The sequence below is a fragment of the Marinobacter sp. S6332 genome (assembly GCF_023016045.1).
Taxonomy (GTDB): Bacteria; Pseudomonadota; Gammaproteobacteria; order Pseudomonadales; family Oleiphilaceae; genus Marinobacter.
Window position 1 is genome coordinate 1 of the sequence record NZ_JALKAP010000026.1, and the last position, 10,426, is coordinate 10,426.

General features: G+C 48.4%; 11 protein-coding genes. 6 read left to right on the forward strand and 5 right to left on the reverse strand.

What is annotated here, in order from left to right:
- Nucleotides 1-51 precede the first annotated feature (51 nt).
- From MWU62_RS18715 to MWU62_RS18720, 3 genes are all read right to left on the reverse strand, one after another.
- Nucleotides 52-606, reverse strand: a complete 555-nt coding sequence (locus tag MWU62_RS18715; RefSeq protein WP_247116249.1) for a DUF4339 domain-containing protein — start codon at nucleotides 604-606, stop codon at nucleotides 52-54.
- A gap of 1,444 nt (nucleotides 607-2,050) precedes the next feature.
- Nucleotides 2,051-2,248, reverse strand: a complete 198-nt coding sequence (locus MWU62_RS18960) for a winged helix-turn-helix domain-containing protein (RefSeq protein ID WP_348645665.1) — start codon at nucleotides 2,246-2,248, stop codon at nucleotides 2,051-2,053.
- Between the two features lie 3 nt (nucleotides 2,249-2,251).
- A complete protein-coding gene (locus tag MWU62_RS18720) occupies nucleotides 2,252-2,569 on the reverse strand; it encodes a helix-turn-helix domain-containing protein (protein ID WP_247116250.1) in 318 nt (105 codons plus the stop codon).
- Nucleotides 2,570-2,916: 347 nt separating this feature from the next.
- Here MWU62_RS18720 and MWU62_RS18725 point away from each other — a divergent pair, with 347 nt between their 5' ends.
- The 3 genes from MWU62_RS18725 to MWU62_RS18735 all read left to right on the forward strand — a co-directional run bounded on the left by MWU62_RS18725 (nucleotide 2,917) and on the right by MWU62_RS18735 (nucleotide 6,948).
- Nucleotides 2,917-4,863 carry an ankyrin repeat domain-containing protein gene (locus tag MWU62_RS18725; RefSeq protein ID WP_247116251.1) on the forward strand — a complete coding sequence of 649 codons (1,947 nt, stop codon included), beginning with the start codon at nucleotides 2,917-2,919 and terminating at the stop codon, nucleotides 4,861-4,863.
- A 44-nt stretch (nucleotides 4,864-4,907) separates the two neighbouring features.
- A complete protein-coding gene (locus tag MWU62_RS18730; protein WP_247116252.1) occupies nucleotides 4,908-5,420 on the forward strand; it encodes a hypothetical protein in 513 nt (170 codons plus the stop codon).
- A gap of 127 nt (nucleotides 5,421-5,547) precedes the next feature.
- Nucleotides 5,548-6,948: a WG repeat-containing protein gene (locus MWU62_RS18735; RefSeq protein ID WP_247116253.1), complete on the forward strand. Its 1,401-nt coding sequence runs from the start codon at nucleotides 5,548-5,550 to the stop codon at nucleotides 6,946-6,948.
- Nucleotides 6,949-7,145: 197 nt separating this feature from the next.
- On the opposite strand, the gene MWU62_RS18740 is transcribed toward MWU62_RS18735, so the two are convergent.
- The gene (locus MWU62_RS18740; protein WP_247116254.1) at nucleotides 7,146-7,313 is read right to left on the reverse strand and encodes a hypothetical protein; all 168 of its coding nucleotides are present in this window, start codon (nucleotides 7,311-7,313) and stop codon (nucleotides 7,146-7,148) included.
- A gap of 109 nt (nucleotides 7,314-7,422) precedes the next feature.
- Complete coding sequence (locus MWU62_RS18745) at nucleotides 7,423-8,010, reverse strand: site-specific integrase (protein ID WP_247116255.1); 588 nt, start codon at nucleotides 8,008-8,010, stop codon at nucleotides 7,423-7,425.
- A 160-nt stretch (nucleotides 8,011-8,170) separates the two neighbouring features.
- Between MWU62_RS18745 and MWU62_RS18750 the strand changes: the two genes are divergently transcribed.
- From MWU62_RS18750 to MWU62_RS18760, 3 genes are read left to right on the forward strand one after another with little or no spacing between them, the layout of a single operon-like run.
- Entirely contained in the window at nucleotides 8,171-8,386 is a 216-nt protein-coding gene (locus tag MWU62_RS18750) for a hypothetical protein (RefSeq protein ID WP_247116256.1), read from the forward strand.
- Nucleotides 8,383-8,739: an IS66 family insertion sequence element accessory protein TnpB gene (gene tnpB / locus MWU62_RS18755; RefSeq protein WP_247113783.1), complete on the forward strand. Its 357-nt coding sequence runs from the start codon at nucleotides 8,383-8,385 to the stop codon at nucleotides 8,737-8,739. The genes MWU62_RS18750 and tnpB overlap by 4 nt, the downstream gene beginning before the upstream one ends.
- A 42-nt stretch (nucleotides 8,740-8,781) precedes the next feature.
- Complete coding sequence (locus MWU62_RS18760; protein WP_247113784.1) at nucleotides 8,782-10,410, forward strand: IS66 family transposase; 1,629 nt, start codon at nucleotides 8,782-8,784, stop codon at nucleotides 10,408-10,410.
- Nucleotides 10,411-10,426 lie beyond the last annotated feature (16 nt).

Consider the following 10,426-nt stretch of genomic DNA (forward strand, 5'->3'; position numbering starts at 1 on the left):
TTCGGAATAACGTGGCATGAATGCTCCCATGCCGCCCCTGATTGGTTAAATTCAGGCGAAATCGCCAACTGGACAACTAGGCTGACAGAGGGGGATCATTTGCACCAGCAAGACTTGAACCGCAACCGTAGCCGTCAAGCCCCTTATCATGGGCGGAGAAAATAAAAAGCCATATCCCATATTGCTAATAGTGCCTTGATGGGTAACTTGAAAAGGCGGGAATAAAAGCATTGCAAGCGCGCTTAAAACAGCGAATATGATTATCCATCCTCGAACCACGCTGACTGAACTACCACCCAGAACTGTTGAGTCCATACCGTTTGAGCTGTCATTGTTTTTTTCTTGCAGTAGCTTTGTAGACAGTTGGTTTGGTTCAGGCTTTTTTTCGACACTCTTGGCTGATAACTTTTGTTCACTTTTATCTACAAAAAATGTGTGACGACTTACAAGATTACGGTGAAAGCTTAGAGGCTCCCAAGATGCCATGCCCTCAGACCATATCGATGTATCCCAGTTAATTTTTTTAGCTTCATGGAGGTCTCGCAACTCATAATCTGTGACCGGGCCAAATTCTCCACTCTCCGTAATGTAGTGCCATTTTTTCATTTCAAGAATCCATCCAAACATAAGATAAAATTAGTCGTCTACTCTTCCTATACTAGGCGTTGTTTGCAATCGGGACTACCTCTGCCTCAAGGTAAACAACGCTCCAAAACGAAAAAACTACAATAGCCGACTCTCGGAGACACTAAAAGGCTGAACCCACAGTTAAGACAGTCCCCAACTTTTCTCCTTTCAACCACGGTCTGGACAGTTGCCAACGACTTGAGAAAACTTGAGATTGATTCCACGCGACTACAGCGCCAACAACATCGGACTGTTAAATAATATCGAGCCAAAAACCTGAAGAAACTTGAAACCGGAGAGCGCCGCCACTCCAACAAACCCCAGCATTCTTCATCGACTATAGCGTGAGAAAACCCTAGTTTGGTTCGAAGTTTTCATTTGTACCTGCCAACTGGTAACCGCGCCGGGCACCACCATAAGTAACCATTCTGACGGTAACTGGTGCGCATCTGGTACGCACAGAAAGTGCGCACTTTCACGTCGCCAGCCTGTTGACATTTTGAGCGGCTGAGAACCTCAAAAAACCTCAGTTTGAAACGGGCTACGCCTGTTAACAAAAGCTAACATTGAGCCGGTTTGGTACGAACTTTGAGCCAGCCACCTGTTAACAAATGCGAAGGTTTGAGCGCAGCCGGAAGCAAGCAAAAGCAAGCATTCACGTTCGAGTCAAAGGCTAACTTAGGCTAATCCTGACGCCGACAGGTTCGCACCATTGGTTCGCACCCGGAGCAGCGCAATACCGACTGGCAGCCGATACGCAGTACGCAGCAAACGTAAGCACTCGCGCACTGTTATCGCGCACCTACTCATGGCCGTGTAAGCCAGAGACTACGCAGAGCAAAGGTACTTTAAGCAATCCGCCTGTACGGGCACGCAGAAGCGCACCGCTCGACAGTTTTCTATCTGGCATGGGCTTGTTGTTGGGGTCTGAGCAAAAGGTTCTCCCGAGCGTTCGCTGACACGGGTAGCGCAGAGCTCGAAGCCGCGCTATTCACGAATCGCTGCCGAAGCAGGTTGTACTACTACCATAACCACTGGTGCGGGCAATCAATCCGAAGGCTGACGCAAATTTTCGCCACGTTGGTTAAACCATTGGCAGGGGGGGATTCAATCCTTTCAACGCTGGAATGGCTCGACCGCCGTGTTAGACAGATTTCTATTTCCACAAAACTAAGGCTTTAAACCTGAGCCGCCAGTCCCAGACTAAGGGGCAACCGTGGGACACTGGCGGGACACTGAACGGCAAAAAAAGGCAGAAATCCACAACACCTCACAACGCAAAAATCAGGCAGTCTTTTGTTTTATTGGCCATTTTGTTTTGTGGCGTTTTGCTCAAAGCAGTTACCAACAGATTGAAAATCCTCGTGTCGGTGGTTCGATTCCGCCTCCGGGCACCAATCATTTCAAGCACTTAGGCCAGCCTTTAAAAGCTGGCCTTTTTGCTTTCTGGAAGTATGTAACGGCAGATGTAAGAGCATTTTGTAAAACTGCCCTCCCGAACGCCCCCTCTTGGCTTTTTCTGGTAGGCCCGATGCAGGGGTTTCTGGGGCGTCAGCCCCAGATTTCGAAGCAGACGACCGACCGAGACATCGCTTAACCGGACGTTGAACTTTTGCCGGATGAGCTAACGCACTCGACCCCGGGTCCACAGGGCAAAATCAAACTTCAACTGGTCCGGCGTAAAGGTCGTTATCCAGGTATAAAGCTCCCGGACCTGAGCGCCGCTCAGTTTCTTGGGGCGACCGGAAATCTGCTTGGCCTTGAGCGCGTCAAAGCCTCCCTCGCGGTAAGCAGCCAGCCATTCATAGATTCGTGCTCGGCTCATCCCCAGCGCTTTGATGACGACTTCTGGACTCTCGCCATCCATGACCCGTTGAGCGGCGCGAACGCGAATGGCTTCTAATGCTTTGTGATCAAGTTTACGACCGTCATCGTGGCGCATGTGTGTAAATATCCGATAAGCTTGGCGAACGGAGCCTACATTATAAATGATGTTCGCTTACTTTCGAACTCATTAGTAATTAGGCTAGAATTTGCAACTTTAAACAGCCCAGCCTCCAGTGATAGGCCGCCGCATCTCATATTGCTCAGACTTGAACCAAAGCCCCTCTGGTAACTTCTTGTAATCAAAACGTAAAGACTGGTCAAACCCAATTAACAAAAAAATTGCAGCATATATCATGTCCCTTATAACTCTTTGGAGATTGGGCTTATAAAATGCGTTTTCCTCTTCTTATACTATTCAGCTTGGCAATCATGCTCTCCGGCTGCGCTTCGCAAAGCAAACTCATGGATTCAATTTCTGAGCATGACATCGCGACTGCCGAGAAAATGATTCAAAAAGGAATCAACCCTTTCAAAACTGACGACAACGGCCAATCTGCTGTGTCTTTAGGGTTGGCTGCAGACGAAACTACCGATACTTACCAGTGGGCTAACGCACTTGCCAACGAGAGCTCTGTAAAAGCCAAAGAGCTCCTAGCGCTCATAAAAAGCGGCAACCTAACTGCAGAGCAGTTCCAAGCTGAACTTGAGAAGGCTTCTTTTTATATTGATGCGCCGGTAGATAACCATGGAAGCTCACTACTAACCACGTTGGCAGAAAGCACCGAGCATGTTGAGCTCATCACTCCCCTAATCAACTTTGACGCAAACCTCGACCACAAAATTAAGGGGGGATACACCGCCCTTACACAGGCCACTTATTTTGGCCAAGTTGAAGTAATCAAAGCTCTAATCAGTGCTGGGGCTAATCTTGATACGAAAGCCGATACTGGATGGGCAGCCCTGCATTTCACAGCAAATCCTGTCACAAGCGGAAATCGAACTCACGACGTGCAGATCGCCCAAATGCTAATTGATGCAGGCGCTGACCTAAATGTGAAAAACAGTGGCGGCGCTACCCCTCTTTACCTGAGTGTATGGAATAATCGCGCAGCGGTTCAACAGACCTTGCACAATGCCAACGCGAATCCTGACATTCCCGATAATCAAAAATGGACACCGCTCATGCAGGCCGTATTCAATGGCAATACTGATGCAGCTCAAGCCCTTATCACCGCTGGAGCACAGTTAGAAGCCAAGTCTGATAAAGGCTGGACAGCCCTCCATTACGCCGCAAATACAGCCAAGAACGGCAACCGAACCAACGATGCACAGTTAGCGCAAATGCTTATCGATGCGGGTGCTGATCGGAACCCCAAAAACAACAGCGGCGCAACACCTTTATATCTCACTGTATTAAACGATCGTGCAACCGTTCGACAGACCCTGCTAAACACCAAGGCCAGCCCGAACATTGCTACCGAGCAGGAATGGACGCCGCTCATTAGGGCTGTGTTTGATGGCAATACTGATGCAGCTCAAGCTCTTATCACCGCTGGAGCAAACGTGAACATTAAGAATGAAAACGGCTGGTCAGCTCTACATTTCACCGCAAACACAGCCAAGAACGGCAACCGAACCAACGATGCACAGCTGGCGCAAATGCTCATTAATGCGGGCGCGGACCGGAACGCCAGAAACAACAGCGGCGCAACGCCTTTATATCTCACTGTATTAAACGATCGTGCAACCGTTCGACAGACCCTGCTAAACGCCAAGGCCAGCCCGGACATTACTGCCGAGCAGGAATGGACGCCGCTCATTAGGGCTGTGTTTGATGGCAATACCGAAGCAGCTCAAGCCCTTGTCGCCGCTGGAGCGAGGCTAGAAGCCAAGTCTGACAAGGGTTGGACCGCTCTGCATCTAACCGCAAATTCTACCGAGTACGGAAACCGCGCCAACGATATCGACATCGCAAAGGTACTGATTCGCAGCGGTGCCAATCCCAATAACCTCAATGACGAACTGGTAACACCTCTGATGCATGCGGGCATAAACAACCGACAAGGTGTTGCAAAAGTACTGTTAAAAAATGGTGCTCGAACTGATATTAAAAACAAGTTCGGAAGAACAGCTGAGGAGGAGGCCATCCGTGCAGACAATTACAGAATTGTACCGCTGATTAGAGAGTTCCAACCCAAACAAGCCGCTAATACCAGTGCTACAAAAAAACGCACAAGCTTGTATCCCTCAGCACCTGCGCCTCGCGCAGGATACACCACCTGCAACACCCGGTGTTCAAATGGAGACTGCTACCGTACCTACAGTGATGGCAGGAAGACTCGATTCCAGGCTGAACGAAAATACAATCCATTTTCAAGCCAATGGGAGTATGACTCCGGTAGCTGTTAACCCTGCATAAAGACAATCAAAGAAGATGGTAGAGAAGGAATATTATGAAAAAGTACATCGCATTGCTGATGCTTTCACTAAGTTCTTTTGTTTTTGCGGATCCTGCAGTGTTTAATTTACAGCTCGGAAAAACAAGCGAGACTCAGCTCAAAGAACAATTTAAAGCCAAGCACTCTGGAATAAATAAATATACGAGTGGCAACATGTACTCGATTCCAGTATCGCAAATACAATTTGACGGATTGAAGGAAGTCACCACAATATTCAACCAAGAAGGCATACTAATCGGGGTGCTAACGATTTTCCCCAAGTCGAAGTTTGATTATCTAAACAATGCGATCAGCCAAAAATATACCCTTACCAGTAAAAACATCCCTTTCGTGGGCAACAAGACTGCGACCTACCGAGATGGCTCTACAGAAATAAAACTTGATGCGCCTCACCTCAGCTTTGAAATGAGCATGAACTACCTTCACGATGATCTTACCCGAACTTTTAACCAGATTAATGAAGCAGAACGCCGTAAAAAAGAGCAAGCAGAGTCATCACTACTTTAATAGTTTAAACATGGGAAACTGGGCCAGAACCGCCCGAAGCCAGTTCGATCGTGAATTCAGATAATAAATGCAGTGCTTTGGCCAGACAACCATCAAAATAAATTTGAAAATCAACACTGAGAAACCTATGAAAAAACAAGCATTTTTATTTTCAATATCGTTAACACTTATAGGTTGTTCGTCAACCCCAAAAAACGATTACACTAAAGCCCTTGATGATCTAAACTCTGAAATATCAAGGCTGGAAAGAATTAAAAAAGAAGAAAAGATTAAAAATTACGAGTCCAGAGAGTATCTCTACTGCAAAGACTATGGCTGCGGAATAAAAAAAGTAAGCGGCGAGACGCTTTTACCAGCAAAATATGAAAAACTCACACCTTGGTTTGAAAACAAGGATAGGTATAACCTAGCTTTTACTTATAGCGAGGATGGCTTTCGATCTGGCCTAATGGACTATAATTACAGAAAGATTACGCCACCTATTTTCGATTCAGGAAAGATTCCTCCAATAGTACAAAAAGAAGATTACATAATTTACGGAGAAATTATTAACGGCACCCCAAAAGAGGGTGTCGCCGGTACCACCGGAGTTATATTTCCACCAAAATTTCACGATATTCATCATGTTGTAAAAGATATTTTCACTTTCCAAGATCAGAAAAATGGAAAGTGGGGTCTAATAAGAAGAGATGGAGAGATAATAATCGACGAAGAGCTTGACCAAAGGGCCTATGCTTACGAGAACTACGAAAATGGAGAAACAATATTCAAGTTTATAAACGAAGGAAAAACCTTCATCGTTAATGAGTCTGGAAAAACCTTACTAACCCTAGATGACTCGACAATTAGCTTTTCCGTAAACAACAAACTCGTATATCAAAAAAATGAAAAATATGGCCTGATGACCATTGATGGAAACATAATTCTCGAACCTCAATTCGACGACATCTCATTTTCTGGCGCAGGTGAAGACAAATATATACACGCCCAAAAAGGCAATCAACATGGCTGCTATAATACTGAAACCAACACTTGGGAGAAAGTTGGAAATTATGAAGATCTAACGTGTCCAAACATCTACTTCCATGGCTCAGCAAAGATAGGGGAACTCTGGTATATCTATAACAAAGATGGCATTCTTGACCAGAGCCAAGGCTTCGACTTCGTTGTCCCCAAGTCCACTTATGATAACGAACTCAAAGGCTATTTATCTGTTAGCATCAACAAGAAAAAAGGCATGATCGATGCGAATGGCCGAGTCGTTATACCTGTACAATATGATCGAATTGAAGGCTTCAACCCCGATGAAGAGGTTGCTTTGGTTCGCCATAAAAACAGTTACGATGATACGATCTATTCGATAGTCAGCAAAAACCGACCTTTCATAGCATCAATCGAGGGGCGAGACAAAGTCAAGGAGGTTGGCCACAATATCTATGCTTTTTATAATGGTTACTGGATAGGTGCAGGCGACATGAGGGATGTAATTTACTACGATTTAAAACTGAAACGGCAACTTCGCCCCTAAATCTTGAAGGACTCTAGCGGTGGCCAGTTGCCCTTGGTTGGCAACCAGCCATTGTAAAGTGACACATTTTGTTTGTATCCGGCGTTTTATCTACTCAGATGGGTTTCAGCGCCAGCATAACATCACTTGTTGCGAGTTCAGACATCGAAATATCAGCGAGCGAAGGAAGGCAGTATTTTTCAGAATCATCTGCAATCTCAGCGTTTGTTTTTCCGAGCGATGCCCGCCCCGGCAAACGCCCTGAATTTCATCTCATAGTATTGTTGGGCAACCGTCGCAAAAGCTGGTGGCTCAACGGGGATTGTACCGAGAATACTGTTCAGAACAGGTTTAACATCAATGCTTTGATCGCGATTGATTTTCATAGTTTTCTCCGAGAACACTGGGCTTTCAGGAAATACATTACTGAAATCAGCGGAGTAGTTGACGCGCCTAATTAACCGATTCTTGAAATTAGGCGCGTATGCCATTGGCTTATTTCTTGCCCCCCTTCTCGGAGAAAGAGGACAGGTATTTTTCGAAAGCTTTCATGAGCTTTCGACGCTTCGGAATCAGCTGTCCCCGCTTGTAAGCCGCTCGCGTGGATGATGTGTAGATATGAGACAGCGCGAGCTCAGAAACGTAGTCTTCAACGTTGCTGATTTCCGTTGCCCAGTCCTTGAACGCCGCCCGCATTCCATGAGCCGTCGCAACTTTTTTTGTTTCGGGATCGAGAAAACCGCTTTCGCCAGCCTTGATGTCAACCTGGTGAATCTCTTTCACCGTCAGGTTGAGAGCGTTCTCGCTCATCGTTTCTTTTCCCCGGTAGCCTGGAAAAATGTATGTTCCATTGTCCCGCGGCATCATTTTTAAAATCTCCATAGCCCGATCAGTCAGGGGAACCTTATGGTCTTTTTTCTTGTCCCTACGACCCTTGAGCTTCCAACCTGGAACAGTCCAAATTCGCTCCTTAAAGTCAATCTCTGACCATTCAGCAAATCGCACCTCTCCCGGGCGGGCTACCGTGAGAATTTGAAACTCCAACGCACGAGCTGGAATGGCATCTCGCTTCTGGAGCCGCATCCAAAATCGAGGAAGGCCTTCGTATCCGGCTGTTGGTTGGTGCTCCTCATCATGAATCGCTGCTGGTGATGCGAGAAAATTTTCGTAAGCGCTCCACGAACCCCATCCTAACCGCCTGACCGGAATTCGCCAGAATCAAAGCCTCTCAATAAGGGGGCTGATGATGAATCACCAACTCACATCCACCCAGGCGTTCTGGTTGGGGCACCTGCACCACGCGTTTTCATTGGGCCAGTCACTGAGTCGTTATGCTCATGAACAAGGATTGAGCTTCGCCGATCTGATGGTCTGGCGGCAGCGACTGATGATCCAGAAGATTGTTGTTCCCGACATGCACCGCCCCAATCGCTTTGTCAGTGTGGCGGTGGTCTCATGATGCGTCCAGAACTGACGATGTCGGTTTACCTATGCCGGGAGCCGGTCGACATGCGTAAATCCATCGACGGGCTATCGCTGCTGGTTCAGGAGGCGATGGAACTGAATCCCTTCGATGAAGCGGTCTTCGTATTCTGCAATCGCCAACGCGACAAGGTCAAGATTCTGGCTTGGGAGCGGAATGGCTTTGTACTCTGGTATAAGCGTCTGGAACGGGAACGATTTAAGTGGCCCGACACAGTGGGTGACGATGTTATGACCCTGTCAGGCCAACAACTGAACTGGCTTCTGGACGGTTACGACATTGCCCAGATGCAGCCTCATAAACCCTTATTTTTTGACGCCGCTGGTTGATTTCAAGGTGCTGATTTGTAGGCGTTTTGATACAATAGTTTCATGCCAAGCGCCGCTTCCGACTCACAGAAAATCATCGCTGAACTGGAGCAAAAGCTCCGTGTTCAAGCGGCGGATATTACTCGCCTAAAAAAACAAAGCCGGTCGCTGGAACGCGAGAATGAGTCTCTGGAACGCAAGGCTCAATCTCTGGAAGCCGCGAAGCGGGAACTGTTCGAACAACTGCGCCTGCTGATTGAAAACCGCTTTGGGCCTTCCACCGAGAAGTACAACATCCCTCAGGAAGACTTGTTCTTCGACGAAGCCGAAGCGCTGGTAGAGAGCGAACCGGCGTCAGACAGTGACGACGTTCCAGAAGACATCGCGGACACACCGACCAAGCCAGACTCTGCCAAGTCCCGCACTCGCGGTGGCCGTCTGGCGCTGCCACCGGAACTGCCGCGAGTGGATATTGTCCACGACGTGACGGACGGTCAGAAGCACTGCCATAACGACGGAACCGAATTGGTCTGCATCGGTGAAGAGATCAGCGAGCAGCTCGACATCATTCCCGCCAAGATCCAAGTGATCCGTCACATTCGACGCAAGTATGCCTGCAAGACCTGCGAAGACGGTGTCGTCACCGCACCCATGCCGTCGCAACCCTTACCCAAGAGCAATGCCAGCCCCAACCTCTTGGCTTATTCTGTCATCGCCAAATACGTGGACGCCTTGCCGCTTTACCGGCAGGAACGGGCGTTCAAGCGGTTGGGCATTGATCTGCCCAGAAATACCTTGGCTCGCTGGATGATCCAGACCAGTGAATTGATCGAGCCCCTCATTGAACAGTGCCGACAGCATCTGCACGCGAGTGCAGTCATCCACATGGATGAAACTACGCTGCAAGTGAATACCGAACCGGATCGCAAGGCCAGCAGTCCTTCGTACATGTGGGTACAACGAGGTGGGCCGCCCGGGCAACAAGTAGTGCTCTACGATTACGACGCCAGCCGTTCCGGTCAGGTACCAACGCGACTGCTGGAAAACTATCAGGGCATTCTGGTGACCGATGGTTATGAAGGGTACGCCCAAGTGGTTCGGATCAATCAGCTGACCCATGTGGGTTGCTGGGCGCATGCCCGCCGCAAGTTCGTGGAGGCCCAGAAAGTACAACCTAAAGGCAAGGTCGGCCGTGCCGATCAGGCCTTGAGTCTGATCCGCAGCCTGTATGCCGTAGAGCAAAAGGCCAAAACGATGAGCGCGGAGGAAAGGCTGGCCTTGCGAGACACTCAAAGCCGTGCACTCATCGAAAAACTGGAAGTCTGGCTAACGAAATCCTTGAATCAAGTGCCGCCGAAAACGGCCATTGGCAAAGCGCTGATCTACCTGAACCGACAGTGGCCCAAGCTAACCGTCTTCCTGACGGATGGTCGGATCCCGCTGGATAATAACCCGGCGGAAAATGCCATACGCCCGTTCGTCATTGGTCGAAAAAACTGGCTCTTCAGCCAGACACCAAAGGGTGCGCATGCCAGCGCCAGACTCTACAGCCTGATCGAAACCGCCCGAGCCAATGGCATTGAGCCCTATACTTATATGGTAGAAGTGCTTACCAAACTGCCATCATTGACGACCGACGATGAACTCGACCGGTTACTGCCTTGGAATCAGGGGGAAACCATTCCGGTGTAGTTCGTGGAGCGCTTAC